The organism is Bacillus sp. CH30_1T (assembly GCF_008364765.1).
GTDB lineage: Bacteria > Bacillota > Bacilli > Bacillales > Bacillaceae_B > Rossellomorea.
Genome location: NZ_VTUY01000003.1, coordinates 382,484 through 407,811 on the forward strand (window position 1 = coordinate 382,484; position 25,328 = coordinate 407,811).

Consider the following 25,328-nt stretch of genomic DNA (forward strand, 5'->3'; position numbering starts at 1 on the left):
TATAGTAAGCATCGATACATGGAGATAACCTAAAAACCGAACAACCAGCCTCAAAGGTGAAAGCGGTGCGGGAAAGACTACTCTTCTAAAATTGCTGAATAAAATGAATATACCAGATGAAGGAAAGGTCTATTATAATAAGATTCAAGATGCCCAGTTATATGTATAGATACCATATAACACTCCTGTTCTAATCTAGTTTTTACCTGCATATGATAGAGAAAGAATGACAGGGAAGGGGAGAGTTCTATATGAATTACCAAACAGAACAGGCACTAAGAGTGAAAAGTCTAGTCATAGATGTCATAGAAGAACTAATGAAAGAGGATGGCAAGCACGAGGTGCAGGAATTAAAACAACTCTCAGAATTATTCTCTCGGTGCATATGTGACTTAGTAAACGTTTATACAAACACCTCTGAAGATCATGAAATGACACTGAAAGGCACGGTCATAAAAGCAAAAATCGGCTATAATATCATGAAAGCAAAATCTGAAGCGGTAGAAAGAGAATAGTATCATGTTGACTAAACTGGCTCATACTAAAGATCCCCCCCACATTACAGGGGAATTTAAAGAGTCAGTTTTTTTTGATGAATAAACATGAAATTTTACATAAATAGGTTCATAACAGTGGCAAATTTATGAAATACTAAAAAAATCAAGCTTTACAATTGTGTATATCTTCATTGCATGCTATTCTTTTTTATTGAACAGCTTTATAGTAGGAATGGATTATTTACTAGAAATAGTTGACGTATTCTACATAATCCATTACTTTAATGAAGCAACCAAAAACAAGATAAATTAAGGAGTCGATTTACATGGCACAAAAAACATTTACAGTTACAGCTGAAACAGGAATTCACGCTCGTCCGGCAACTCTACTAGTTCAAACGGCAAGCAAATTCGACAGCGATGTACATCTAGAATACAAAGAAAAGAAAGTAAACTTGAAATCAATCATGGGTGTAATGTCTTTAGGTGTTGGTAAAGGTGCAGAAATCATAATCATTACTGAAGGTAGCGACGAAGAAGAAGCGTTAAACAGCTTACAAGAAACATTGAACAAAGAAGGTTTAGCTGAGTAATGTCCAGTCTTTTAAAAGGAATTGCGGCATCAAATGGTATTGCCATAGCGAAAGCGTATCGCTTAGTTGAACCCGACCTAAGCTTTGAAAAGAAAAACGTAGACGATGCGGAACAGGAAGTTTCACGCTTCCAGGAAGCTATTGCGACGTCAAAGTCAGAGCTTGAAGTGATCCGTGATAAAGCAAGAGTTGATTTAGGTGAAGATAAAGCTCAAATCTTTGAAGCGCATCTTCTTGTCCTAAGCGACCCAGAACTACTGACACCAATCGAAGACAAAGTGAAATCTGAAAATGTAAACGCTGAATTCGCCCTTAAAGAAACAGCGGATATGTTTGTATCCATGTTTGAATCCATGGACAATGAATACATGAAAGAACGTGCGTCGGATATTCGTGACGTGACAAAGCGTGTCCTATCACACCTGTTGGGCGTGCAGATTGCGAACCCAAGCATGGTGACAGAAGAAGTGATTGTGATCGCAGAGGATCTAACACCTTCTGATACGGCACAATTAAACCGTGAATTTGTTAAAGGATTTACAACAGATATCGGTGGAAGAACATCTCACTCGGCCATTATGGCCCGTTCAATGGAGATTCCAGCTGTAGTGGGAACGAAATCCATTACTTCCTCTGTTGAAAATGGTGACATGATCATCATTGATGGATTAAGTGGAGAAGTACATATTAATCCGACTCAGGAAGTCATCGAAGAGTATAAGAAAGAGCATGCCCGATATGAAGAACAAAAAGCTGAATGGGCAAAGCTTGTCAATGAACCAACGGTATCCAAGGATGGGGAGCATGTTGAACTTGCTGCTAACATTGGGACACCTAAGGATCTTGAAGGGGTGAAGAATCACGGCGGAGAAGGTGTAGGTCTGTATCGTACAGAATTCCTATACATGGGTCGTGACGAATTACCGTCTGAAGACGAGCAATACGAAGCTTATAAGGCTGTATTAGAAGGTATGGAAGGGAAACCTGTAGTGGTTCGTACCCTTGACATCGGTGGAGATAAAGAGCTTCCTTACTTAAATCTGCCAAAAGAAATGAATCCATTCCTCGGGTATCGTGCAATCCGACTTTGTCTGGACGAACAGGATATCTTCCGTACTCAGCTTAGAGCGTTATTAAAGGCCAGCCCATTTGGAAATCTGAAAATCATGTTCCCGATGATTTCAAATCTTCAAGAGTTCAGAGAAGCGAAAGCCATCCTTGAAGAAGAGAAAAAAGCTCTTCTTGAGAATGGTACGAAAGTAGCTGATCATATTGAAGTAGGAATCATGGTAGAAATTCCATCAACTGCTGTAATGGCGGATGTTTTTGCTAAGGAAGTAGATTTCTTCTCTATCGGAACCAATGATTTAATTCAGTACACAATGGCTGCCGACCGCATGAATGAGCGAGTTTCCTACTTATATCAACCGTATAACCCTGCCATTTTACGTCTAGTCAAAATGGTGATTGATGCGGCTCATAAAGAAGGAAAATGGGCAGGTATGTGTGGTGAAATGGCTGGAGATGAGATTGCTGTACCAATCCTTCTGGGATTAGGTTTGGATGAGTTCTCTATGAGTGCTACATCGATCTTACGCGCACGTTCTCAAATCCGTCAGTTGAATCGTGCTGAAATGAAAGAACTGGCAGAGCAAGCACTACAATTAGACACCAATGATGCTGTCATTTCTGCTGTGAAAAAAGCGACATCAATGGAATAAATTTAGGTTTAGATGGTGGAAATGAGGGGATTATATCTGTGAAGAATAAGGCACACCCTTTGGGCCTTTTCATTCTCATTTCCCCCTTTCTTGTGGATTGAAGGAACGTATTGTTCTTTCAATCCCTATTTTCTTTTTCAGGGATTATATTTCTTGCAAAATGCGCTAAAACCTCGAACTTTTAAAAGGATTTTTCCATTCCATTAATACCCCATAGTCACATGATTCTTCATCCTTCAGGTACCCTTTAACAGCTTTTAATGGAGTGCGTCCTGTTTGCAGAAGAAACGTAATGACAGGATCCTTGAATTCTCCACTCGTTAATTTCTGTATATAATCCTCAATCGGAAAATCTTTGGACACTTTATGATAGGATGGAATCCGACCGCCGCCAAGTAAGCGATCCAATTTTAAATGAACCACAATCTCAAACATGACATTCATCAAGACCTTTCCAAGCTTAAATCCCCTATAATCAGGGTCGATACATAGATCCACCACATACAATGTATTTCCATTCTCATTGTGAGTCCGGATATATCCATCATCAGTTATGTCTTCCCATGTATGGTCCGGCTTTAACGGATCAAAGTCGACAATTAAGCTTGTCATACTCCCCACTAAATTCCCGTCAACTTCCACACAAATAGCGCCAAGAGGGAAATGAGACAAATGATGTGCGAGTTGGTCTTTATTCCACCATAATTCTGATGGGAAGGGAGGTGGGAATGCTCTTTTTTGAACGGATATCAAGTCGTCGAAATCATCCTTGCAATAATTTCTGATAACCGCTTTATAAATTTGATCGTTTCTGAAAACATACTGTTCTTTCATATACATGTCAGAACCTCACTTCTCAGAATTTACTTGTTTATTATACGTTATGAAAGCGCTTTTTTAAAGTGTTTTACTGAAATAACTTTTCTTCTGAAAAAAATTGAAATTTTTTCAGAAGAGCGGTTTATCATTCTGGAAAGCGGGTATTCTATAATTAAGCATGAAATTGGAGATTAATTTCTCACTAACACCCCCTTTTCCTTTTTTTGAACCAACTCAGTTAACTGGGTTGGTTCTTTTTTTTGCTATTTTTATCCCGGAAGTTGATTCGTATAGTGAAAAAGAAGAAAGTGAATAATAATCTTATGCTTATGCTGATCCATTGAAGGATAAGCATGATCAATAAAAGGGGTGAATAAATAATGGCGAAGCGTACAAAAAAGAATGATCCACAACAGAAGAACAAAAAAGGATTCGATTCTTCTAAGATTAATGCGGAATTTGCCCACGAAATCGGAAGTGCGGCAACAAACAAAATACACAAAGACAAAGCCAAAAAAGAAAAAGCACCTAAAAATAACGGTGAATATAAAGGGTAAACATGAAGAGGGACGGACCTTGTTATACAAGGTCCGTCCCTCTTGTCAGGTTTGGATGAAGGAGTGGATACGGTCGAGCCCTTCTGTCAGCTGGTCCATGGAGCAGGCATAGGATAGTCGGAAGTATCCTTCGCCGAACTGGGAAAAAGCATCACCAGGAACGACAGCCACTTTTTTCTCTTGGGCAAGAGCCAACGAGAAGTCAAATGAACTCAAAAGAATTTGATCTGGTATCTTCACGAAAAAGTAGAAGGCTCCATCGGGTTTGACGATTCCTTCAAATCCCATCTCAATTAATCGGTTATATACATAGTCCCTTCGTTTTTTATATTCTTTCTTCATATTTTCAGCATCATCTTTTCCAACTGTAAGTGCTTCATAGGCAGCTTTCTGGGAGACGGAAGAAGCACAGGAAACATTGTATTGGTGAACCTTTATTAGATGCTTAGAAATCGATTCTGGAGCGAATACCAGTCCGATCCTCCAACCGGTCATACTATGTGATTTAGATAGTCCATTGACGACGATGGTTTGTTCTCTTAAATATTCGGCAATGGAATAATGCGAATCATCAAAGGTAAGCTCGCTATAAATTTCATCAGCTAACACAAAGATATTTCTATTTCTAAGCAAGTCGGCAATGTCTTTTAATTCTGCTTTGGATAGGCTTACCCCTGTTGGATTGGATGGATAAGGCAATATAACACATTTTGTAGAAGGAGTTAAGCTCTCCTCAATAAGAGCAGCATTCAACTTAAAATCATTTTGTGTGATATCAATATGTACGGGATTAGCACCACAAAGTGTAATGATCGGTTCATAGCCTGGGTACACAGGTCCCGGGATAAGGCAGTCATCTCCTTCGCATAGGATCGTACGAAGGATCACATCGATCCCCTGAGAAGCGCCGTTTGTGACTATGACCTCATTTACAGGGTTATAATGTACATTATATTTTTCTTTTACATATGAAGCCGCGGCTTCTCGTAGTTCGAGAAATCCTGCATTATGGGTATAGGAAGTGAAGTCATCATCAATGGCAGCCTTACCCGCGTCTTTGACATGTTGTGGGGTGGGGAAATCCGGCTGACCGATTGTCAGGGAAATGATGTCGTCTATGTCTGCCACCATATTAAAAAACTTTCGAATACCTGATATCTGGATGTCCTTGATCCGAGGGTTAATATACTGTTCCAATACGTACACCTACTTTAATAATTTGATTCATATTTTATCATTAATTCCAGCATTTACGTAGTGATTTTGTTTGAATGGTAAAGAAAAAGGGAAATGATAAAAAAAATAAATGTCAGTTAGGGAGAGCCATATGATTCGTACGAGTATTATTATGGAAAATGGGGAAATTGAACAGAATGTTCCCTTATCCAGAATAAAAGAAAAAGGTGTTAAATGGTATTGGGTGGATTTTTCAGAGCCGACTAGCAAGGATATTCGGTTACTTAAGCTGTATTTTCGATTCCATCCACTTGCGATAGAGGATTGCCTGGACGATTTCAGTCAGCGGGCTAAGCTCGATTTTTATGATCAATACATATTTGTCCTTCTTCATGCCATTAATCAGAAAACGCTGGATTCTCACGAAGTGAATATGTTTGTGAACGCAAGTTTTATCGTTACCTTCCATAAACAACCTGTGAGGGAATTAAATAATGTATGGGAAAAAGTTCAGCAAGAAGGGGATCAGCCCAGTCCTTTTAAGATCATGCATGGAATTGTTGACCGGTTAGTGGACGATTATTTTCCCCTCGTATATGGTATTGAAGATCGCCTCAATAAAATAGAAGATAACACGAATGAAGATGCGGATAGTGATCTGATGGATGAATTATTCGATATTCGTCATGATATGTCAAAGTTAAGAAGAACCCTCGTTCCCATGAGGGATTTATTATATCGTATCAGCAATTCCGGCAGATTGAATGCACTCAAAGAAGAGCAGCTATATTTTAATGATGTGTACGATCATTTAATTAAGCTTGTCGAGATGCTTGAATCGTATCGTGAATTTTCATCAGATATCCGGGATAATTATTTATCCATTAACTCAGATAAAATGAATAATATCATGATGACCTTAACCGTCATTACGACGATTTTTATGCCTCTTACGTTTATTGCGGGTCTGTATGGGATGAACTTTGTCTATATGCCGGAACTCGATGAGCGAAGCGGATACTTTATCGTTCTCGGGGTTATGGGTATCATAGCACTGATCATGTTTGGTTTCTTTATGAAAATAGGCTGGCTCAGGTTCAGCACGAAAAAACGGAGAAAACGAAGAAGGCTCCTTCGTTTAAAATAAGCAAGCTAAAAAAGCAGTGACTCCATAAAGGTGTTCTGCTTTTTTCATTTGTTTCCATTATGGGAGACCTTGTCACGATGAGATGAATTTTCTCATGAAATTCCCGTAAACGGTAGATTTTTTTGAGAAAAAACGTTATATTAATTGAGGACAAAAGAAGAAGAATTGGGATTATAGATAAGTCTCGAGAGGTTCTAGCACAACCCTCTATAAAAAACTAAGGAAAACGGCATCCTTAGGTGTCGTTATTTTTTGTTAATGACGGCTTTAAAGCCAATGTTATAGGGTATCACAGAATCTCTTTCTTCTTTTCATGGCAAATGAGCCTGTAGAAAAGAAAGGAGAACCTTTTATGAACACACAGAAAGCGTTAGTCGTATTCAGCGGAGGTCAAGATAGTACAACGTGTTTATTTTGGGCAAAGAAAGCATTTAATGAAGTAGAAGCGGTGACATTTAACTACGGTCAGAGGCATGTTGCAGAGCTGGACTGTGCAAAAGAGATTGCAGAGGATCTTAAAGTGCCTCACCATGTATTAGATATGAGTTTATTAAATCAATTGGCACCAAGCGCTTTAACAAGGGAGGATGAAGAAATCACTCATCAGGATGGTGAATTACCATCTACATTCGTTCCTGGAAGAAATCTATTATTCCTGTCATTTGCAGGCATATTAGCGAAGCAAATCGGAGCGAGGCATATTGTAACAGGTGTATGTGAAACGGATTTCAGCGGTTATCCTGATTGCCGTGATATTTTTGTGAAATCCTTGAATGTTTCCCTCAATCTATCCATGGATGATCAGTTTGTGATCCATACTCCACTAATGTGGATCAATAAGGCACAAACGTGGGAAATGGCAGATGATTTAGGTGCCTTCCGTTATGTACAGGAAAATACACTCACTTGCTATAATGGGATAAAAGGCAGCGGGTGCGGTGAGTGCCCTGCATGTGAGCTTAGGCAAAAAGGGCTGGAAGAATATAAAAGTGCAAAAAAAGGGGGAGAAGGAAGATGATACAACAAATCTACCCGACTCCTGACCACATTTATGAATTTGAATTAAATAAAGATATGCATTTTGCGGCAGCCCATTATATTCCACATGTGGATGCAGGAAGCTGTCAGGATATCCATGGTCATACGTACTTTGCCAATATTACTATTGGAGGGGATCAGCTTGATGATTCCGGATTTCTTATTAATTTCCAACACATTAAAAAGCTGATTCATAAGCGCTTTGATCATAAAGTCATGAACGAAGATGAATTGTTTTCTGCAGAGAACGGCAATGTGTTCCCAACCACTGAAGTTGTAGCGAAGGTGATGTGGGAAATCATTCAGGCTCATTTAGACACATTACCTCACCAACCTAAATGCCTTCAAGTATTTTTAAGAGAAACACCGACAAGTTACGTCATTTACAGACCAAAGGTGAGACAATCATGAAAAAAATCCCTGTATTAGAAGTGTTTGGTCCAACCATTCAGGGTGAAGGTATGGTAATAGGTCAAAAGACGATGTTTGTCCGAACTGCAGGATGTGATTATAGTTGTTCATGGTGTGATTCTGCATTTACGTGGGATGGTTCTGCGAAAGAGGATATTCAGCTTATGAAGGCTGAAGAAGTGTGGAACAGGCTAAAAGAAGTCGGTGGAAACAACTTCTCTCATGTAACCATTTCCGGTGGTAATCCTGCTCTGTTGGCTCATTTGAAGGAGCTTATCGAGATCTTAAAGGAGAATGGCATAGCGTCGGCCTTAGAGACGCAAGGTAGCCGCTGGCAGGATTGGTTCTATGATATAGATGACCTGACACTATCTCCAAAGCCTCCAAGTTCGAAAATGGAGACTGATTTTGAGAAGCTGAATTTCATTGTTCACCGTTTAATTGAAAATGGCTCACAATTTAGCTTAAAAGTTGTAGTGTTTGATGATAAAGATCTGGAATACGCCACAAAGATTCATAAACTCTACCCTGACGTTCCATTCTATATTCAGACAGGTAACCCTTCTGTTTCCGAAGAAGATACACCAAAGCTTTTGTCAAATTTATTATTGGATTATGAAGCGCTCATTGAAAAGGTTTGTGGGAACGAAGAATTAAATCATGTGCGGGTGCTCCCGCAGCTGCATACTTTGGTGTGGGGCAACAAGCGGGGAGTATAATTGAAAAAGCGATTGAAGGGAAGTCTTCAATCGCTATTTTTTTTATTTTTGAGGGTTTTCACGGTGCTCCTGATTTATTCTCCTTTGTCCTTCGAAATAAGAAAGTTCATCGGGTTCATCTTTTCCATCAGCATTCTTCCCGAAAGCAACAATGGGAAGATTGTTTTGTGAGGGAAGGATGTGGTCACTAATTTCATCAAAATCAGGCAGGTTACGGTTCTCTAAGTCCCTTCGATCGGTCATATATACACCTCCTCCCCTTAGTATGCATAGGGAATCATTTTCTATTACCATTTAGGTCACGGTAAAGAAAGCGAGGGTTGAAAAAGTCTCCTCTCAGGAAGGGTCTGACGACTTTTTTTCATGATTACCTGTAAACATGTTTCGCAAATGTTCGATATAAAAAGAGTAAGGCAAATACTCATGTTTGTATGGAAGGACGAAAATAATTGAATCAATCAAATAGTATTCTTCTTGAAAGCGGGACCAATGAACTTGAAATTGTTGAATTTGAAGTTCATCACAATAAATTTGGTATCAATGTAATTAAAGTGAAGGAGATTATCCAACCAACTCCTTGCATCCCTATTCCTCATTCTCATCCTCACGTGAAAGGACTCATTCAATTGAGGGGAGAGGTACTTCCAGTAATCGATATGGCTAGGGTACTTGGAGTGAAAGAGGAAGAAACATCTAATTCAAAGTACATTGTTGCTGAGTTTAATCAACAGAAAGTCATTTTTCATGTACATAACGTTACTCAAATTCATCGCATTTCCTGGAATCAAATAGAGAAGCCTTCAGAAATGTATTCTGGTGTACATTCCGGAATAATAGGGGTCATCAAGCGAAACGAATCAATGATATTGTTACTGGATTTTGAGAGTATCATGCTGGAAATCAATCCTGATACAGGGATCCGGGTGGAACAAGTAAAGAAGTTAGGACCAAGGCAGAGAAGGAATAAGAAGATTGTTGCTGCTGAGGATTCCCCTTTACTCCGCAAACTTTTGAATGATACGTTGAGTGAAGCAGGATATGAAGAAGTTGAATTTTTTGAAAATGGGGCCGATGCATTCAATTATCTGGAATCACTTGTTGAGGGAACTCATGATGTTCAACAGTCAGTTCAGCTAGTCATTACAGATATTGAAATGCCGCAAATGGACGGACACCATTTGACCAAAAGAATCAAAAGTCATTCTAAGCTCAACAAACTCCCAGTCATCATTTTTTCTTCACTGATTACAAATGATTTAAAACATAAAGGTGAGATGGTCGGAGCAGAAGATCAAATCAGTAAACCCGAAATTGCTGATTTGATTTTAAAAATTGATCAACATATATTGTAGAATCAAATGAGATCGAGGATAATCATAAAGGGTTCAGACATTTGTCTGAACCCTTTATGACATATATGCGTTAATCCGCTAAAATCTTTGAGCATTAAAAGAAGCTATCGCCCAACTTTTTAAAAACAGGTTTTTGATAACTGCTCTTCCCGGGTTTACGTGGCTGTTCATTACGATCAGACATCCCTGTATAATGTTCTAAAATCCCTTTAGCCTGCTGAAGTCCCATTTTACATTTAGGATTTCTTAACGAATGATCAAGTGAACCCAGATGAGGCAATTCCTTGAAATCTTCCTTCGTTGCAGGGATATGAAAGGTATAATCTCCGCAATCAATCAATACGTCGGATTGTTGTTGACTATTCTTTGGGTTGTTGGAAAAGTGAAGTCCAACTTTCTTCGCCTTACCTTCCCGAATCATTTTCATTAAGGCTCGTTTTTTTAATGAATATAAGTATTTTGGGTTACCTGCTGTTTTCGCATGACGATTCACAGTGAAAATAGCTTGAGAGAGGGTAATTACGGATGTGGAAGAAGGGGTAGATTTACTAGTATTCCTCAAGTTATTAGCTCCTTTCTATTGTATTAATCTTCATTATACCCCCTTTTTATGGGATTGGAAAGGTACGGTGGGGAGTTTCTTGTTGGAAGTTAGTAATATTTTGACAGGTCCATTTCTATGCCGGGAGGAAATATTGCGTTACTTTACAAGGATAAGACAGGGTATCCAGGCCTCAGGGTGAAAGTTGTAGAGGGTAAATATCATAAAGGCTCTACCTAAAGAATGTAACTCTTACATTTTCAGGTGAGCCTTTTGTTTATCTTTGGGGGTATATATTAATATTCTCTGTAAAGTTGTACGGTGAAGATTGGATATTATTTCCCCCGTAGGGTTGTGGGTAAGCAGGGTAAGGATACCCTCCATAAGGCGAATAAGGTGGATAGCAAGCAGGACCGTAGCAAGGTCTGTTGAAAAGGAACGGGCTAATGGCCAACCCAGCTAACCCACCAGCTATAAACGGTAATCCAAAGAATGGGAAGAAGCGCTGATCTCCTCTTCTAAACTGTGGATAACCGTGGTATGGGTAATATGCGTGTTGATACATATACAATAAACCTCCTCTCTCTATTCACATTAGTGTATGGTTCACATTCGGACTGCGCGCCTGTCTCACATATAATAGGCAGACGAATGGAGTGGAATGTAGGTATAAAGTACCAGATAGTGAAGAAAATAACGAATATAGGGAATTCTTGGATTAACTAGTAAAATATAAGGAGGATGCATTATGTAGAAAATGACAGAAGGCTAAAAGGATGACGAATCCATGAATTGGACTACTATTATAGACACCAACGATCAAGATCAACAGGTCCTTGACACTGTATTGAAAGAACTTATTTTAGATTATATACATGATATGATTTTCATTATGAAGGTTGAAGAGGGACCTTCTTTCAGGTACCTATACATAAATGAATCAGCCAAAAGGTACACATCCATTCAGAATAGGGATATGGGGCGCCTTTTGGAGGAAGTGATTTCATTCGAGATGGCTACTGATTTACAGGAGAAATACACCCAACTTGTTCAAAAGGGTGAGAGCGTCACCTTTCAGGATACTTTTTTTCATACGAATGGAAGTCAGGTCGTGAACGAATCCATACTGACACCCATCAAGGATGGATATGGAAAAGTAGAGTATGTTGTTTCAATTACGAGAGATATAACTTCGTCCATTCTGGAGAAGAAGAAATTAGTGAAAGCGAAAGAACGTTATAAATCCATTATCGAGCATAATTTGGATGCCATATTCATTCTGGACGGAGAAGGTGTCATCAAGGAATCTAACGGAGCAGGCTGCTCATTGTCGGGCTATTCAAAAGAAAACTTAGTTAATATGAAACTCTATGATTTATTTCACTCTCAAAATGAGAAACTACTGACAGAATCACTAATTCACACACTTTTGGGAACTCCTACTACGATTGATTATAGTCTTCTTCTGAACGAAGCCGGAGAGGAGAAAATAACCCAGCTGAAAATGGTTCCATCGTCGTAAAAGAAAAGTGTGACGGCTGTTATATTATTGTTAAGGATATAACCAAGCATCATGAACAGAATGAAATGATCCATTATATGGCTCTGCATGATCAATTAACTGGTCTTTGGAACAGGAGAGCACTGGATGATCATGTCCCTCTGATCATTCATAATATGGAAGAAAGAGGTATAGAGCTCTCGCTTTTATACCTGGATCTAGACCGGTTTAAATTTGTAAATGATACCCTTGGATTAAAGGGAAGAGACCGGTTTCTCAAAAAAATCACAGACCGTTTGCTAACCCTGACGAACGAAGAATGTTTATTATACAGACAAGGGGGGGGATGAATTTATTTTTCTGTTGAAGAATAGTGGTTTTGAAGATACCAAGACGAAAGCGAAGGAAATCTTGGCACTGTTCATAGACCCTTTCACAATAGATGGGCAGGAATTTTACATCTCTCCTTCGATTGGGATCAGCCGTTATCCTGCAGATGGATATGATTCTAATTCACTCATTCAAAAAGCAGCTCAAGCCCTTTTTGAAGTCAAAGAAAAAGGACGCGCCCATTATCGTTTTTATCAGACGCATATGAAATCAAGTTTTCCGAATTATATCATTATGGAAGCACATCTGAGAAGAGCCATAGAGAAGGGAGAGCTATACGTCCACTATCAGCCACAGGTAAACTTAGCTACAGGTACCATTGATAGCTTCGAAGCGTTAGTTCGCTGGAACAACGGCAAATTTGGGTTTGTATCCCCTGCACAGTTCATTCCGTTGGCAGAAGAAATAGGCTTGATACATCAAATTGGCGAATGGGTACTGGAACAAGTGTGTATGCAGTTGAAAAAGTGGCTAAACAAAGGATATAAGACGGTACGTGTGGCTATCAACATTTCTCCCAAGCAATTTCTTCAGGAGCAATTAGTAGATACCATTGATTTCTATTTATCAACGTATAATCTTCCCGCTTCTTGCATAGAAATTGAAATTACGGAGGGAGCCATGCAAGATACTCAACAAACATTAAAAATCTGAGGAAGCTTAAAAATCTTGGAGTGTACATTTCGGTGGATGATTTTGGAACAGGATATTCCTCACTGCATTATTTGAAACGATTTCCCATTGATATCTTGAAGATCGATCAATCGTTTGTGAAAGAGATAGGAATGAATCAGAAGGATTCTGCCATAACGACTACCATCATCCATCTTGCACATAGCCTGGGTCTTGAGGTGATTGCAGAAGGTGTAGAAAGTGAGGGACAAGTTGATTTTCTTAAAGAGGCGAACTGCCAAAAAGCCCAAGGCTACTTCTTTAGTAAACCGATCTGCCCAAAGGAAATCGAGCAACAGCAATTTGTTCTTATGTAACGTTCTTGCCCCACTACTTGAGCAACCTGTCATTTGATGATACGTTTTATTTTCATTCTTTTTCACATACGTCTGGTAAATGCGATGAAATGTTTGACAGAGTAGTTCCTATGACTTATTTTAAAGTGAGGAGAGTAAAAGATTCATAGACAGGCATATAAGGATCGAAATCCGTGTGAATCAGAGTTCCGAATGCTTTATTAAGGAGAGGGATTATGAAAAAGACAAAACGTATGGAAATCCTATTTCTCCCTACCGATAGAGGAACGATTAAAGCATATATTTTTGGCTTTAAAACTCCTCGATCTTTAGGTCAGGTAGTCGTTTCATATAATAATGTTTCTGTTGAAGCAAAAGGATATAAGAGAAATAAAACCATTATTAAGGCGTTGGCACAATTACACGATACTATTGTTAACAATCCGGATAGCTGATTTTTAAGGCTGATTTTTTAAGAAGAAGATATTTTCTTAAAAATCGGTCTTTTTTATATTTAAAATGGTTGCAACGCATCACTATATGATAAAATTATGAGTGAATATTCATTCATAATTAAGGGGGAGTTACATATGGGAGAACAACAAGTTGTAATTGTAACAGGCGGTTCGAATGGTATGGGGAAATATATGGCGAAGCACTTCGTCGAGTCTGGGGCAAGCGTCGTCGTAACAGGGAGAAATGAAGAACGACTACAATCGGTGAAAGATGAGTTTTCGGGTCTTGATGGAAAGATTGAAGTCTTTCAAATGGATGTCAGGGAACAGGAACACGTAAAGGCGATGGTTGAATTTACTGCTGAAAAGTTCGGCAAAATCGATGTACTCATAAACAATGCAGCAGGAAATTTTATCTGTCCGGCGGAAAAGCTCACTCCTAATGGATGGAAATCTGTTATTGATATCGTCCTAAATGGAACGTTCCTGTGCTCACATGCTGTAGGGAATTATTGGATTGAGAACAATCAAAAGGGGTCCATCATTAATATGGTCGCCACTTACGCTTGGAATGCAGGTGCAGGTGTGGCTCATTCTGCGGCTGCGAAAGCCGGAGTCTTATCGTTAACCCGCACACTTGCCGTCGAGTGGGGGCATAAATACGGTATTCGTACAAATGCCATTGCACCAGGGCCAATCGAAAGAACCGGTGGGGCCGATAAGCTTTGGATATCTGATGAGGCAGCGAAAAGAACGATTGACAGTGTCCCGTTAAAACGATTAGGAACACCGGAAGAGATTGCGGGCCTTGCTTACTTTATTGCGTCAGGTCAAGCGGCGTATATAAACGGAGAGTGCATCACAATGGACGGGGGCCAATGGCTAAATCAATTTCCGTTCTAATATAAGATAAAATATGAAAGAAAGATAAATGGCTTTCCCGCATATGTTAAAACGGCAGTGCAGGGAAAGCTTTTTTGTTTATGTCTTTTCAATTCCACTGTATAGTTGTGTTATAATTATGCAAAAAAACATGAGTAGTGGTGGGGGAGTGCGCATGGACGCATTAGAAGTATTAACCAATATTGAAAAAGTGATTCCGTACTTTCAACCGATTTTCAGTGCGGATGAACATAAAATCATCGGCTACGAGGTATTAGGGAGAATGGAAGTCGATGAAGGAATCATTGAGAGTCTCGGACCATTCTTTGGAGATGAAGAGATACCCGATGAATATAAAGTGGAAGTGGATGAACGGGTAACCAGACTGGCACTGTGTAAGTTTATTAGTGAGGAACAAGAGGGATACATCTTTTTAAACCGAGATGCAAGGCTATTGATGCTTGACCACGGGGAATCCTTTCTGGAGCTACTTCAAGATTACGAAAAAAAGGGTTTGGATTTGAACAGGACGGTAATTGAGCTGTCTGAAAAAACGTTCGTCGGGGACTTCGATCAGCTTGTTCATTTGCTTCTGTATTACAAAACATATGGAATTAAGATAGCGATTGATAACGTTGGCGGAAACAGCGGTCAGCTGGATCGGCTATCTCAATTCTCACCTGATATATTGAAAGTGGATTTATACCAACTGAGAAATGATGCGGGGAATAAAGTCTATAAAGATATATTGTACAGTTTGTCAATGCTTGCGAGAAAGATAGGGGCATCCCTCTTATTTGAGAATATCGAAATCAACTTTCAACTGCAGTTTGCCTGGTTGAACGGTGGTCGTTATTATCAAGGGTATTACCTGCAGCACCCGTCAGACTCATTTTTGAAGCCGGATATACTAAAAGAGAAATTGAAGGAAAAATGTCAGGACTATATTCGATATGAGAAGAAGCATCTTGAAGCAGGGTATGAATTCGCAGACGTCCTACATAAAGAAATCAGTCAAAAGCTGATGATGATAAAAAAACAAAGTACCGAGTTCGATGACATACTCTTTGACTTGGGGAAGTATTTTACCGACAAATGCTTCCGGTTATACATTTGTGATGAAAATGGCTTCCAAGTGACAAGTAACGTAGTAAAAACTGATCAAAAGTGGCACATAGAACCAAGGTACAAAGGAAAGAACTGGAGCTGGCGCCCGTACTTTCTTGAAAATATCATTCGTATGAGGATCAATAAGAAAGGTTTATTATCGGACATCTACAGCGATATTGATTCAGGCGAATCTATCCGGACTTACTCCTTTCCATTTGGCAATGGATTATATTTATTTATGGATCTTTCGTATGAATTTCTATTTGAGGAGGATGGTTTGATCTTTTAAATCCCTTGACACCTTTCTTTTAGCTACGTCTTATGCTTGTCGCCTCTGGTCAAAGCCCTTCCGCTTTTCTTGATGTCCAGCTACAGGGCTTAGAGGCTCGAGGTCATAAGCCAAAGCTGACAAAAAGGCAAAAATGCGCCTTTCTGTCAGCATCGTCTTATGCTTGTCGCCTCTGGTCAAAGCCCTTCCGCTTTTCTTGTATAGCCTTTTCCTATTAGGACAAATTATTCTTAAGGACATTTTTGTAAGGAGGGGCTATGATGAGTATATATATGATCGTGCTTGCCCTGATTGTTATAGGGGTAGCAGGTTATTCGTTAGTGTATACCTTTAAACTGGCTGGGCAGGAAAAGCGGCTGAAGGGTGAATATGATACAGATATACCGGATGTTGTGAAGGAGCATCCTTATATTCGGAATCCTATTTTCTTGTCTATCTTAATTGCCACCATTCTCATTACACTGTTTATTATTTATTGGTCCATTCGCTATTTATCATAATTAAAAGGGTGCCGCATGAAATCATGCGGCACCCTTTTTGGTTAAATGTACCATTAATTTTTGTGTTTGACTGTCACCAATAGAGGGAATTTTACAACCAAACCAAAATATATGTCAGTCCTTGTTAGGATTTAACGAACAAATGATAACCAATCGACAATTTTCCATTGCTACAATAATTTCAACAAGTTTATTAAGGGAGGGAAAGCAAATGGAAATGAAAAAATTATGGCTATTATTTCTTATTGTAGGGCTCGTTACAGCGGCATGTGGGCAAGTAAGTCAAACCAAGGCATCAGAATTTACTGAAGATAACGCATTGTCTCTTGTGGAAGATGCCTTTCGTACCCAAGTATCATTAAGTGAAAAACCACAATCGAAGAAACAGATTAATGACAAGCTGTCACAGTATTTCACAAAGGATCTAACAGCAAGCTTCATAAAGGAAAATATATATGAAGTTGAGGGCGGATATATCACATTTGGATCGGACTTCGCACCACACTACATTCCATTTTTTATGTATGATGAGTCTACTAACGTAAAATACATAGATGGAAATTGGTACGTATGGGAAGAACGTACAGATGAGGAAGAAGGTCCTGTGTCACGGATTTCAGGTATAGAAGCGGTCGTATTAAGTGAAGAAGAAGGTACTTGGAAGGTTTCATCCATTACCTACGAGTTACCAGAAAAAATTCAATCCCAATAATACAAGAAAAGTTGGCCATGAAAATGAATTGGCCAACTCTTTTTTGTTGATAAACCTAATGTTTATTTGTTTAATGCTGCCGTTAGGGATTCCAGGTTGAAGCCTGAAATCACTTCAGAGTCCACAGTGATTGTCGGAGTGGAATAAGACTTCAGCTCTTTAACCAGATAATCCCTTGCTTGTTCATCTTCTTTAATATTGATTTCTCTGTACTCAACATTGTGTTCCTTTAAATACATTTTGACCACTTCACAGGGTGGGCATTCTGGTTGAGTGTATAAAGTGACTTTTTTCATGATGGTTTTTCTCCTTTGCTTTGTCTTACGAAATAATCTACGATTCCCATTGCTGATACGTTCGTATCCAGAGTTAATAAATTGAAAATCGGGTTGTTTGGATCAACGCCCTTTTGGACCATTTTACTCTTTGTATGTTCAAAAAGTACAGCAGATATCGCTTTAACGTTCTCTTCCCCTGTTCTTTTGTGTGAGAACTGTTCCTCACTTTTTTCCATGAAAAGATCAAGCCATCTTTCTACTTCCCCTAATGCAAATGATACTTCTTCAGTGACACCGTAGTGTCCAAAATACAAGCGATCGAGCTTCAGACCCTTATACATGCGTATGGAATCCTTCATGTTTTCAGGGCTAAATTGGTTGGGGGAAGTAGAAGGGATATAGAAGTGCTTTGACCCCACCGTATACTGGATTCCGCATGTGTCCCCGGTGAACATCCCATTTGACACAGAATCAAAGATGCTTAAATGGTGATTTGCATGACCAGGGGTGTGGTAGAACGTTAATGTACAGTTTTCGCTCAGATTCAGTTTTTCCTCATGCTCCATCACAATCATCCGGTCTTCCGGAATTGACACAATCGGGTGGAAAAGATCATCGAATTTCTCTCCATATACCGCTCTTGCTCCTCGGATCAAGCGTGTAGGATCTGAAAGGTGACGACGTCCTCTAGGGTGAACGATGACTTTTGCATTGGGGCATTCCTTCAGGAAAAGACCGGCACCCCCTGCATGATCAAGATGTATATGAGTTAAAATTATGTATTGAATATCTTCAAGATTAATGTTTAACTTAGAGAGACCTTTTTTTAGATGAGGTATAGAAGGACTGGCAGATGTTTCGATAATGGTAAGGGACTCTTCGTTTAAAATATAACTTCCTGTACGTTCCTGTAGTGACAAATCCATTAGATCAACTAACGATATTCGGGAATCTATACGATAAATACTCATCGGATCCATCCTTTCGGGGAGAATATATTTCTACCCTTTCATTATAAAGGAATTTATGGAGAAAAAGGACAAAACATTAGATTTTACAGGATAGAATCTGGTACAATGCAAAAGCTATGACCAAGAATTAGAACAGGAAAGGAGAGACCGATTATGTCTCAGCTTCTTGGAATTATACAAAGATTAAAATCATTACAAGAACAAGGTGAACAAGGGGAAACTCAACAACGATTTTTCGAATACAATGGAAAGAAAATTTGTGAGGTAAAATATTTACCAAAACAAGATACATTCGAAATTGAAGTCATGAATGAAAAAGGAAACAGTTTTCCTTTTGATAACATAGACATTACAGCGATTGAAATTTTTGAACTTCTACAAGAAGCTCAACAAGATTAATGTACTAAAAAGGTAACCATTCGGTTATCTTTTTTAGTCTTTAAACCAATCGTCAAAACATACATTTTTCTTCCAATATGTTAAAATAGATAGTGTCTGCTTCTTTTGTTTATAGATTGGCACGCAAATTCTTATTTTTAAAATGAGGGGTTATACATGATTTCATTGAGTAGCAAGGAGTTATTAGAAACGAATATTAAAGATTTCATTATTCCTTCTGAGAAGGTGGCTCATGTCCAAGTGGGGAATTCCTTGGAGCATGCGTTACTATTACTCACTAAGAGTGGTTACTCAGCCATCCCTGTACTTGATCCGACATTTCGTTTTCAGGGCTTAATCAGTTCCAGTTTAATCACAGATTCCATTCTTGGTCTTGAACGCTTTGAGTTTGAACAACTTGAAGCAAAGAAGGTAGAGGAAGTCATGACAACTGAATTTCCCAGCGTCTCCTTAGAATCAGACTTTAAGAAAGCACTTGAGCTTTTAGTGGATCATCCATTCTTGTGTGTGGTTTCTGATGATGGATACTTTGAAGGAATCATGACAAGGAGAGTTGTGTTAAAGCAACTTCAACGACAACTGTTTAAAAGGGACTAAACCCTTCATGACAGTTACATAACGGTAAGATTATATAGGATGGCATAATTGTCATCCTCTTTATTTTGTTTATTTAAGACGATACAAAGGAGAACAAGATGAGCAGTTTAGAATTGGGTTCAATCAAAAGGACGAAAAAACCGCTTGTATTGATAGCTGTTATGCTGGCTATGTTCATGGGGGCCATTGAAGCAACAATCGTCTCTACCGCCATGCCTGCCATCGTGGGTGATCTTGGTGGCTTCTCTCTGTATAGTTGGGTGTTTTCAGCTTATCTATTAATGAATGCCATAACCGTTCTTATCTACGGTAAACTATCTGATTTATTTGGAAGGAAACCGATTATCACAATCGGGATCGTGATTTTTCTCATTGGGTCTGTTTTATGCGGATTTGCCCAAACGATGGAGCAACTGATTCTATTCCGATTTATCCAGGGACTTGGTGCGGGAGCAGTATTACCTATGGCCACTACGATTGTGGGAGATATTTATTCAAAGGAGGAACGTGCCAAAATACAAGGGTATTTATCAAGCGTATGGGGGATTTCCGCCATTAGCGGACCACTCGTTGGTGGCTTGTTGGTTGAATATGCGAGTTGGAGGTACGTGTTTTGGGTCAATATCCCACTCGGCTTATTATCGATTGTGGGCCTATGGCTGTACTTACACGAGAATATTGAAAAGAAAAAACCGGTTATCGACTATGGTGGTGCATTTCTATTAGTCGTAACTCTCTCATCTTTAATGTATTTACTGGTGGAAGGAGGGGTACACCTGCCTTGGGACTCCTGGCAGGCAATGTCTCTGATCAACATTATCATCTTAGGGTTTGTTGTGTTTATTTATCACGAACGACGAACAGCACAACCGATGATGCCTTTTGATCTATGGAAGATCCGTTCCATTTTGGTCGCCAATATCGTTTCACTAACAACAGGCGTTATGTTAATCGGCATCTCAAGCTTCCTCCCTGCCTTTGTACAAGGTGTCATGGAGCGGAGTGCAACTGTCGCCGGGTTTACATTGACGGCCATGTCTATTGGATGGCCAATTTCTGCTACAATCGCCGGACGCTTATTATTAAGGATCGGCTACTTTAAAACATCCATGATGGGGGGGATATCCCTTCTGGCAGGTGGAACTATCTTTGTCTTGATGGATCCATCATATGGTCCATTATGGGCCGCGTTTGGCTCATTCTTTGTAGGAGTAGGGATGGGGCTAAGCTCTACATCCTTTATCGTTTCCATTCAGTCTACTGTCGAGTGGCAAGTCAGAGGGATTGCGACTGCCACCAATATGTTCATGAGGAATTTAGGTACGACCATAGGAGCTGCGTTATTGGGAGGAATCTTAAACAGCCGCCTGCAGAGATACTTTGAAGAAAGCGGTAATGATTATTCGATCAATGATGTGAATATGCTCTTGAATGAACAAGATAGGGAGCAATTGTCTTCCGACATGCTCGAGTTGTTACAAAATGCACTTACAGGTTCCTTGCAATCTGTATATCTAGTCGTTTTACTTTTCGCCCTGTTTAGCTTTATCGGCATCTTATTTCTACCCAGGGACCAATCGCTAAAGAAATAGATTTTTCCCCAGCTGTAATATAAGAATGAGAGTAAGCACGTTTAATAAAATTTGTACATGTTTCGTAGAAAGTTTAGCTGCTACCCTCACTGCCACTTGAGCCCCGATTAGTGCACCCAGTGCAAAAGGGATGGCAGCTCCCCATTCTACATGGCCATTGTGAAAATAGACGGTGAATGCTCCTAAGCAGCTTACAAAAGTCTGAAAGCGGGTGAGAGCTACCGATTTTAAATATGAAAGCCCGTGTAGCAGATGAGTGTACATGAGCATGGTTGCCTGCCCTGGTCCGAACAATCCGTCATACGTACTGATTAAGTACAAAAGTCCATAAACCCTAAATTTCTTAGGGTTCACCTTCTTGGGTTTGAATCCTTTTATGATACTTAGCAGGAGGGCGAATAATAGAAAGAAAAAGGCCATCCATTCGAGCGAAGAAGGAGATATTTTATCCGAGAAAAATGCCCCGGTCAATCCGCCTGCAAGTGCAATAGGAAGAATAGGTAAACATTCTTTCCATGTAACCTTTCGATCTTTTATTAAATAAACAAAGCTTGAAAAAGAACTCATAATGTTTGAAAATTTGGCCGTGGCAATGGCTGTATGAATGGGTAAACCAAGCAAAAGCATCACCGGCATACCAATCAATCCCCCGCTTCCTGCCAACGTTCCAATGAGTGCTACCACCAATCCAGTGAAAAAGAGAACGACTTCCATTTTCAGGCACCTCCCCATGTTCCTACTATCAGTCTATTCCATTCTTAGCAATAATGAAATTTTATATTAATTAAGATATAATATAAGAAAAACTTATGAAGGTGAAAAAGATGGCGTTCTCAGAATATCAATTACTGCACGTACTAGCTCAGGAAATGAACATGCGTAAAGCAGCAGAGCGGCTATTTGTATCACAGCCGGCACTGTCACAAAGACTCCAGACAATTGAAAAGGAATGGGGTACCAGATTATTCCTTCGCTCTCAAAAAGGACTTGCCCTAACCCCTGCCGGAGAGCTTGTGGTGAAGTTGGCTGAAGAAATGCTTCTGAAGGAAGAAAGTGTGAAGGACAGAATTCAAGCATTGGAGTTCGAGGTTCATGGAACCTTAAAAATTGCATGTGCCTCGATTGTAGGTCAGAATTGGCTTCCTAAAGTACTTAAAAGGTTTGTGAAAACTTATCCACATGCCAAGATTTCGTTAATGACAGGGTGGAGCAGTGAAATTCTTAAAGCAATTTATGAAAATGAAGTGCATATCGGGATCATTCGTGGTACTCCCGATTGGAAGGGTCCCAAACACCATCTCTTTCAAGATACACTGTACTTGGTCGATAGGGAGATTCAATCGATAGAAGAAGTCATGAAAACTGATCGGCCTTTTATTCAATTTAAAAGTGACTCGAATTATTATCAGGAAATTCAGGACTGGTGGCATCGGCAATTCCAGACAACCCCGAAGCGAACGATCGTTGTTGATCAAATTGAAACATGTAAGCAGATGACATTAAACGGTATCGGCTACGCGATTTTACCAGCAATCACGTTAGACGGGATGGAAGAAGATATTTATAAAATCCCTTTAATCGATGAACATGATTCTCTGATACATAGGGACACTTGGTTACTGGGTTATGAATCCGCCTTTCAATTAAGACAAGTAGAAGCATTTGTTGAAGTTGTAAACGAATTCATTGAAGAAAACTCATAGTTTTGACGTTTAGGGTTGTCTTACATCCTTTAATTTGATAAAGTAATTCAAGAAACAAATTCTGAATTTATACATAATTACGGAGGGTATTCATATGAAAATGATGGACGCAAACGAAATTATTTCTTTTATTCAAAATAGTACCAAATCAACACCTGTGAAGGTTTATGTGAAAGGTAACATAGATGGAATCGACTTTGGTTCATCTTCCCAAACCTTCCTTCAAGGAAATTCCGGTGTCGTATTCGGGGAGTGGAGCGAGCTTTCTACTATTCTTGAAGAAAATAAAGATAAAATCGACGACTACGTATTAGAAAATGATCGCCGAAATTCTGCGATTCCTCTTCTTGACCTAAAAGGAGTTAAAGCGCGTATTGAGCCAGGCGCCATCATTCGCGACCAAGTAGAAATTGGTGACAATGCGGTCATTATGATGGGTGCAATGATCAATATCGGTTCTGTAGTAGGTGCGGGAACGATGATCGATATGAATGTTGTACTTGGTGGCCGTGCTACAGTAGGGAAGAATTGTCACATTGGAGCGGGTGCAGTGCTTGCCGGGGTCATTGAACCGCCATCGGCAAAACCCGTCGTCATTGAAGACGATGTAGTCATTGGTGCCAATGCCGTTGTCCTTGAAGGTGTAACAGTCGGAAAAGGAGCTGTCGTTGCAGCTGGAGCGATTGTCGTGGATGATGTAGCTCCATACACGGTTGTGGCCGGTACACCTGCAAAGAAATTAAAAGACATTGATGAAAAAACAAAATCAAAGACTGAAATAAAACAAGAATTACGTCAACTGTAATCATTTCAACAATAGCATGATCAAGGAGAGAACGGACGGCTGGCGTCTGTTCTTTTCTTGTAAGGTCTCAATTTCACTATCTATACATCTATTATTCATTTAAGGAGGATACCCATGTCAACAGTAGACTTTAAGTCGATCAGGAGAGATCTCCATCAAATTCCTGAACTTGGGTTTCAAGAGTTTAAAACACAGCAATACCTATTGAATTATATTTCAAGCCTACCTGCTGACCGCATAGAGATTAAGACCTGGAGAACAGGCATTTTCGTTAAGGTTCATGGCACCAATCCTAAAAGAATGATTGGGTACCGTGGTGACATTGATGGTCTGCCGATCACGGAAGAAACAGGATTGGATTTCCCTTCATCACATGAAGGAAGAATGCATGCATGCGGCCACGACTTTCATATGTCGATTGAGCTGGGGGTTTTAACCCATTTCGTTCACCACCCGATAGAGGATAATCTTCTGTTCATATTTCAACCCGCAGAGGAGGGACCAGGTGGAGCGAAGCCCATGCTTGAAAGTGAAATCATGAAGGAATGGAAGCCGGATTGTATATTCGCACTTCACATTGCGCCGGAATATGAAGTGGGGACGGTTGCTGTTAAAGAGGGGCTGCTTTTTGCCAATACGTCTGAGTTATTTATTGATTTTAAAGGGAAGGGTGGTCACGCCGCCTATCCTCACCATACGAAGGATATGATTGTCGTTGCTTCTACCTTTGTGACACAACTGCAGTCGATTGTGGCTCGAAATGTGGATCCATTAGACAGTGCAGTGATTACCGTCGGCAAAATGGAAAGTGGGACGGTGCAAAATATAATCGCTGAAACAGCCAGATTGGAAGGTACGATCCGTACCCTATCAGCCGAGTCGATGGAAAGTGTAAAAAAACGTCTGGAAGCGTTAATCGATGGTATGAAAATCAGTTATGATTGTGATATTCAGGTGGATTATGGCAGCATGTATCGCCAAGTCTACAATGACCCGGATTGGACAAATCATTTCATTTCTTTCCTCCAAAAAACGAATCGGAACCTCGTAATCTGTAAAGAAGCTATGACGGGTGAAGACTTTGGTTATATGCTTGAGGATATACCAGGCTTTATGTTTTGGCTTGGCGTGAATTCTCCATTTGGACTGCATCATTCTAAATTAAACCCTGATGAGGAAGCGATAGACTTTGCCATCACCCTTCTCTCAGATTATATTGGCGGATTAAAATAATGAGTGTGAATCACGGAACGATATCTACGGATATCGTTCCGTGATTTTTTTTGTCAGTTTAAAAGGCTCTTTTCGCAAGATTGTTGTTCAACATTGAATCTGCTTTGGCTTTCTCAATGAAGAGGCTCGACTTCCTTCCCGGGGAATCTTGTGCCTGGAGCGGAAAGGAACGGTCCATGTTTCATATTTCCCTCATTAAAAAGATAAATTTACTTTATTAGAAATCTGTGAATAATCAGTGGGAGAGGCCATAATGGCGACAGGATTCTCACCGGTCGTACTTTCCCTGTGTAACTAGCAACAATGTTTATGAGAAGAGCTATTCAAAAAATAATTAACATAAATTTCTAAAATGGTCTTGCTAAGAGTTGA

General features: G+C 39.6%; 30 protein-coding genes, 2 pseudogenes and 1 riboswitch. Of the genes and pseudogenes, 24 read left to right on the forward strand and 8 right to left on the reverse strand.

Translation table 11 applies throughout. The annotated features are described in order from the left end of the window. Window positions 1-43: 43 nt before the first annotated feature. From F0342_RS25695 to ptsP, 4 genes and pseudogenes are all read left to right on the forward strand, one after another. Window positions 44-169 (forward strand): annotated as a pseudogene (locus F0342_RS25695) (ATP-binding cassette domain-containing protein); the annotation flags it as partial. Between the two features lie 82 nt (window positions 170-251). Continuing rightward, the gene (locus F0342_RS07390) at window positions 252-515 is read left to right on the forward strand and encodes a hypothetical protein (RefSeq protein WP_149155329.1); all 264 of its coding nucleotides are present in this window, start codon (window positions 252-254) and stop codon (window positions 513-515) included. Between the two features lie 308 nt (window positions 516-823). Beyond that, the gene (locus F0342_RS07395; RefSeq protein ID WP_149155330.1) at window positions 824-1,090 is read left to right on the forward strand and encodes a phosphocarrier protein HPr; all 267 of its coding nucleotides are present in this window, start codon (window positions 824-826) and stop codon (window positions 1,088-1,090) included. Next, window positions 1,090-2,811, forward strand: coding sequence for a phosphoenolpyruvate--protein phosphotransferase (ptsP, locus tag F0342_RS07400; protein WP_149155331.1), 1,722 nt, complete (start codon window positions 1,090-1,092; stop codon window positions 2,809-2,811). Before F0342_RS07395 ends, ptsP begins: the two co-directional genes overlap by 1 nt. Window positions 2,812-2,976: 165 nt before the next feature. Here the strand turns inward: ptsP and F0342_RS07405 are convergent, their stop codons facing one another. Next, window positions 2,977-3,651, reverse strand: a complete 675-nt coding sequence (locus tag F0342_RS07405) for a GNAT family N-acetyltransferase (RefSeq protein ID WP_149155332.1) — start codon at window positions 3,649-3,651, stop codon at window positions 2,977-2,979. A gap of 359 nt (window positions 3,652-4,010) precedes the next feature. On the opposite strand from F0342_RS07405, the gene F0342_RS24765 reads away from it, so the two are divergent. Then, on the forward strand, window positions 4,011-4,187 hold the full coding sequence (locus tag F0342_RS24765) for a hypothetical protein (protein ID WP_188048448.1): 177 nt from the start codon (window positions 4,011-4,013) through the stop codon (window positions 4,185-4,187). A 45-nt stretch (window positions 4,188-4,232) separates the two neighbouring features. Here the strand turns inward: F0342_RS24765 and F0342_RS07410 are convergent, their stop codons facing one another. Continuing rightward, a complete protein-coding gene (locus F0342_RS07410; RefSeq protein ID WP_149155333.1) occupies window positions 4,233-5,384 on the reverse strand; it encodes an aminotransferase A in 1,152 nt (383 codons plus the stop codon). Between the two features lie 130 nt (window positions 5,385-5,514). Here F0342_RS07410 and corA point away from each other — a divergent pair, with 130 nt between their 5' ends. The 4 genes from corA (at window position 5,515) to queE (ending at window position 8,678) form a co-directional block, all read left to right on the forward strand. Continuing rightward, entirely contained in the window at window positions 5,515-6,510 is a 996-nt protein-coding gene (corA, locus tag F0342_RS07415) for a magnesium/cobalt transporter CorA (protein ID WP_149155334.1), read from the forward strand. A 182-nt stretch (window positions 6,511-6,692) separates the two neighbouring features. Continuing rightward, a riboswitch (PreQ1 riboswitch) is annotated at window positions 6,693-6,737 on the forward strand. Between the two features lie 125 nt (window positions 6,738-6,862). Then, on the forward strand, window positions 6,863-7,528 hold the full coding sequence (queC, locus tag F0342_RS07420; RefSeq protein WP_149155335.1) for a 7-cyano-7-deazaguanine synthase QueC: 666 nt from the start codon (window positions 6,863-6,865) through the stop codon (window positions 7,526-7,528). Beyond that, on the forward strand, window positions 7,525-7,959 hold the full coding sequence (locus F0342_RS07425) for a 6-carboxytetrahydropterin synthase (RefSeq protein WP_149155336.1): 435 nt from the start codon (window positions 7,525-7,527) through the stop codon (window positions 7,957-7,959). Before queC ends, F0342_RS07425 begins: the two co-directional genes overlap by 4 nt. Further along, window positions 7,953-8,678 carry a 7-carboxy-7-deazaguanine synthase QueE gene (queE, locus tag F0342_RS07430; RefSeq protein WP_262481672.1) on the forward strand — a complete coding sequence of 242 codons (726 nt, stop codon included), beginning with the start codon at window positions 7,953-7,955 and terminating at the stop codon, window positions 8,676-8,678. Before F0342_RS07425 ends, queE begins: the two co-directional genes overlap by 7 nt. Window positions 8,679-8,720: 42 nt before the next feature. On the opposite strand, the gene F0342_RS07435 is transcribed toward queE, so the two are convergent. Further along, window positions 8,721-8,921 (reverse strand): hypothetical protein, encoded by a 201-nt coding sequence (locus F0342_RS07435; RefSeq protein WP_149155338.1) that lies wholly within the window; start codon window positions 8,919-8,921, stop codon window positions 8,721-8,723. Window positions 8,922-9,127: 206 nt separating this feature from the next. On the opposite strand from F0342_RS07435, the gene F0342_RS07440 reads away from it, so the two are divergent. Beyond that, window positions 9,128-10,030 (forward strand): chemotaxis protein, encoded by a 903-nt coding sequence (locus tag F0342_RS07440; RefSeq protein ID WP_149155339.1) that lies wholly within the window; start codon window positions 9,128-9,130, stop codon window positions 10,028-10,030. Window positions 10,031-10,124: 94 nt separating this feature from the next. On the opposite strand, the gene F0342_RS07445 is transcribed toward F0342_RS07440, so the two are convergent. Both F0342_RS07445 and F0342_RS07450 read right to left on the reverse strand, forming a co-directional pair. Next, the gene (locus F0342_RS07445) at window positions 10,125-10,592 is read right to left on the reverse strand and encodes a YkyB family protein (protein WP_149155340.1); all 468 of its coding nucleotides are present in this window, start codon (window positions 10,590-10,592) and stop codon (window positions 10,125-10,127) included. Window positions 10,593-10,848: 256 nt separating this feature from the next. Next, window positions 10,849-11,136 (reverse strand): hypothetical protein, encoded by a 288-nt coding sequence (locus F0342_RS07450; protein ID WP_262481667.1) that lies wholly within the window; start codon window positions 11,134-11,136, stop codon window positions 10,849-10,851. A 222-nt stretch (window positions 11,137-11,358) separates the two neighbouring features. On the opposite strand from F0342_RS07450, the gene F0342_RS07455 reads away from it, so the two are divergent. The 8 genes and pseudogenes from F0342_RS07455 to F0342_RS07495 all read left to right on the forward strand — a co-directional run bounded on the left by F0342_RS07455 (window position 11,359) and on the right by F0342_RS07495 (window position 17,378). Then, a complete protein-coding gene (locus F0342_RS07455; RefSeq protein WP_149155341.1) occupies window positions 11,359-12,093 on the forward strand; it encodes a PAS domain-containing protein in 735 nt (244 codons plus the stop codon). A gap of 65 nt (window positions 12,094-12,158) precedes the next feature. Beyond that, entirely contained in the window at window positions 12,159-12,422 is a 264-nt protein-coding gene (locus F0342_RS07460) for a diguanylate cyclase domain-containing protein (protein ID WP_149155342.1), read from the forward strand. A gap of 13 nt (window positions 12,423-12,435) precedes the next feature. Continuing rightward, window positions 12,436-13,451 (forward strand): annotated as a pseudogene (locus tag F0342_RS07465) (putative bifunctional diguanylate cyclase/phosphodiesterase). 215 nt (window positions 13,452-13,666) lie between these two features. Next, window positions 13,667-13,885: a hypothetical protein gene (locus F0342_RS07475; protein WP_149155345.1), complete on the forward strand. Its 219-nt coding sequence runs from the start codon at window positions 13,667-13,669 to the stop codon at window positions 13,883-13,885. A 135-nt stretch (window positions 13,886-14,020) separates the two neighbouring features. Further along, window positions 14,021-14,788 (forward strand): 2,4-dienoyl-CoA reductase, encoded by a 768-nt coding sequence (gene fadH / locus F0342_RS07480; RefSeq protein ID WP_149155346.1) that lies wholly within the window; start codon window positions 14,021-14,023, stop codon window positions 14,786-14,788. Window positions 14,789-14,942: 154 nt separating this feature from the next. Continuing rightward, window positions 14,943-16,166 (forward strand): EAL domain-containing protein, encoded by a 1,224-nt coding sequence (locus tag F0342_RS07485; RefSeq protein WP_149155347.1) that lies wholly within the window; start codon window positions 14,943-14,945, stop codon window positions 16,164-16,166. Between the two features lie 260 nt (window positions 16,167-16,426). Beyond that, window positions 16,427-16,666 (forward strand): hypothetical protein, encoded by a 240-nt coding sequence (locus F0342_RS07490; RefSeq protein WP_262481668.1) that lies wholly within the window; start codon window positions 16,427-16,429, stop codon window positions 16,664-16,666. 211 nt (window positions 16,667-16,877) lie between these two features. Beyond that, complete coding sequence (locus F0342_RS07495) at window positions 16,878-17,378, forward strand: DUF3993 domain-containing protein (RefSeq protein WP_188048450.1); 501 nt, start codon at window positions 16,878-16,880, stop codon at window positions 17,376-17,378. 62 nt (window positions 17,379-17,440) lie between these two features. On the opposite strand, the gene F0342_RS07500 is transcribed toward F0342_RS07495, so the two are convergent. Further along, on the reverse strand, window positions 17,441-17,674 hold the full coding sequence (locus F0342_RS07500; protein ID WP_149155349.1) for a glutaredoxin family protein: 234 nt from the start codon (window positions 17,672-17,674) through the stop codon (window positions 17,441-17,443). Next, window positions 17,671-18,627: an MBL fold metallo-hydrolase gene (locus F0342_RS07505; RefSeq protein ID WP_149155350.1), complete on the reverse strand. Its 957-nt coding sequence runs from the start codon at window positions 18,625-18,627 to the stop codon at window positions 17,671-17,673. The genes F0342_RS07500 and F0342_RS07505 overlap by 4 nt, the downstream gene beginning before the upstream one ends. Window positions 18,628-18,780: 153 nt before the next feature. On the opposite strand from F0342_RS07505, the gene F0342_RS07510 reads away from it, so the two are divergent. From F0342_RS07510 to F0342_RS07520, 3 genes are all read left to right on the forward strand, one after another. After that, complete coding sequence (locus F0342_RS07510; RefSeq protein ID WP_034756109.1) at window positions 18,781-19,026, forward strand: YkuJ family protein; 246 nt, start codon at window positions 18,781-18,783, stop codon at window positions 19,024-19,026. 156 nt (window positions 19,027-19,182) lie between these two features. Further along, entirely contained in the window at window positions 19,183-19,623 is a 441-nt protein-coding gene (cbpB, locus tag F0342_RS07515; RefSeq protein ID WP_113968397.1) for a cyclic-di-AMP-binding protein CbpB, read from the forward strand. A 98-nt stretch (window positions 19,624-19,721) separates the two neighbouring features. Further along, entirely contained in the window at window positions 19,722-21,215 is a 1,494-nt protein-coding gene (locus F0342_RS07520) for an MDR family MFS transporter (RefSeq protein WP_149155351.1), read from the forward strand. Here the strand turns inward: F0342_RS07520 and F0342_RS07525 are convergent. Continuing rightward, window positions 21,204-21,929, reverse strand: coding sequence for a sulfite exporter TauE/SafE family protein (locus F0342_RS07525; RefSeq protein ID WP_149155352.1), 726 nt, complete (start codon window positions 21,927-21,929; stop codon window positions 21,204-21,206). The genes F0342_RS07520 and F0342_RS07525 overlap by 12 nt on opposite strands. Before the next feature lie 110 nt (window positions 21,930-22,039). Here F0342_RS07525 and F0342_RS07530 point away from each other — a divergent pair, with 110 nt between their 5' ends. The 3 genes from F0342_RS07530 (at window position 22,040) to F0342_RS07540 (ending at window position 24,956) form a co-directional block, all read left to right on the forward strand. Continuing rightward, window positions 22,040-22,918, forward strand: coding sequence for a transcriptional regulator CcpC (locus F0342_RS07530; protein WP_149155353.1), 879 nt, complete (start codon window positions 22,040-22,042; stop codon window positions 22,916-22,918). A 94-nt stretch (window positions 22,919-23,012) separates the two neighbouring features. Further along, a complete protein-coding gene (dapD, locus tag F0342_RS07535) occupies window positions 23,013-23,723 on the forward strand; it encodes a 2,3,4,5-tetrahydropyridine-2,6-dicarboxylate N-acetyltransferase (protein ID WP_149155354.1) in 711 nt (236 codons plus the stop codon). Window positions 23,724-23,837: 114 nt separating this feature from the next. Beyond that, complete coding sequence (locus F0342_RS07540; protein WP_149155355.1) at window positions 23,838-24,956, forward strand: N-acetyldiaminopimelate deacetylase; 1,119 nt, start codon at window positions 23,838-23,840, stop codon at window positions 24,954-24,956. Window positions 24,957-25,328: the final 372 nt, after the last annotated feature.

Coding starts and splice junctions, on each gene's coding strand:
- F0342_RS07390 (WP_149155329.1), top strand. CDS start 252: ATGAATTACCAAACAGAACAGGCACTAAGAGTGAAAAGTCTAGTCATA.
- F0342_RS07395 (WP_149155330.1), top strand. CDS start 824: ATGGCACAAAAAACATTTACAGTTACAGCTGAAACAGGAATTCACGCT.
- ptsP (WP_149155331.1), top strand. CDS start 1,090: ATGTCCAGTCTTTTAAAAGGAATTGCGGCATCAAATGGTATTGCCATA.
- F0342_RS07405 (WP_149155332.1), bottom strand. CDS start 3,651: ATGTATATGAAAGAACAGTATGTTTTCAGAAACGATCAAATTTATAAA.
- F0342_RS24765 (WP_188048448.1), top strand. CDS start 4,011: ATGGCGAAGCGTACAAAAAAGAATGATCCACAACAGAAGAACAAAAAA.
- corA (WP_149155334.1), top strand. CDS start 5,515: ATGATTCGTACGAGTATTATTATGGAAAATGGGGAAATTGAACAGAAT.
- queC (WP_149155335.1), top strand. CDS start 6,863: ATGAACACACAGAAAGCGTTAGTCGTATTCAGCGGAGGTCAAGATAGT.
- F0342_RS07425 (WP_149155336.1), top strand. CDS start 7,525: ATGATACAACAAATCTACCCGACTCCTGACCACATTTATGAATTTGAA.
- F0342_RS07435 (WP_149155338.1), bottom strand. CDS start 8,921: ATGACCGATCGAAGGGACTTAGAGAACCGTAACCTGCCTGATTTTGAT.
- F0342_RS07450 (WP_262481667.1), bottom strand. CDS start 11,136: ATGTATCAACACGCATATTACCCATACCACGGTTATCCACAGTTTAGA.
- F0342_RS07455 (WP_149155341.1), top strand. CDS start 11,359: ATGAATTGGACTACTATTATAGACACCAACGATCAAGATCAACAGGTC.
- F0342_RS07460 (WP_149155342.1), top strand. CDS start 12,159: ATGATCCATTATATGGCTCTGCATGATCAATTAACTGGTCTTTGGAAC.
- F0342_RS07475 (WP_149155345.1), top strand. CDS start 13,667: ATGAAAAAGACAAAACGTATGGAAATCCTATTTCTCCCTACCGATAGA.
- fadH (WP_149155346.1), top strand. CDS start 14,021: ATGGGAGAACAACAAGTTGTAATTGTAACAGGCGGTTCGAATGGTATG.
- F0342_RS07485 (WP_149155347.1), top strand. CDS start 14,943: ATGGACGCATTAGAAGTATTAACCAATATTGAAAAAGTGATTCCGTAC.
- F0342_RS07490 (WP_262481668.1), top strand. CDS start 16,427: ATGAGTATATATATGATCGTGCTTGCCCTGATTGTTATAGGGGTAGCA.
- F0342_RS07495 (WP_188048450.1), top strand. CDS start 16,878: ATGGAAATGAAAAAATTATGGCTATTATTTCTTATTGTAGGGCTCGTT.
- F0342_RS07500 (WP_149155349.1), bottom strand. CDS start 17,674: ATGAAAAAAGTCACTTTATACACTCAACCAGAATGCCCACCCTGTGAA.
- F0342_RS07505 (WP_149155350.1), bottom strand. CDS start 18,627: ATGAGTATTTATCGTATAGATTCCCGAATATCGTTAGTTGATCTAATG.
- F0342_RS07510 (WP_034756109.1), top strand. CDS start 18,781: ATGTCTCAGCTTCTTGGAATTATACAAAGATTAAAATCATTACAAGAA.
- cbpB (WP_113968397.1), top strand. CDS start 19,183: ATGATTTCATTGAGTAGCAAGGAGTTATTAGAAACGAATATTAAAGAT.
- F0342_RS07520 (WP_149155351.1), top strand. CDS start 19,722: ATGAGCAGTTTAGAATTGGGTTCAATCAAAAGGACGAAAAAACCGCTT.
- F0342_RS07525 (WP_149155352.1), bottom strand. CDS start 21,929: ATGGAAGTCGTTCTCTTTTTCACTGGATTGGTGGTAGCACTCATTGGA.
- F0342_RS07530 (WP_149155353.1), top strand. CDS start 22,040: ATGGCGTTCTCAGAATATCAATTACTGCACGTACTAGCTCAGGAAATG.
- dapD (WP_149155354.1), top strand. CDS start 23,013: ATGAAAATGATGGACGCAAACGAAATTATTTCTTTTATTCAAAATAGT.
- F0342_RS07540 (WP_149155355.1), top strand. CDS start 23,838: ATGTCAACAGTAGACTTTAAGTCGATCAGGAGAGATCTCCATCAAATT.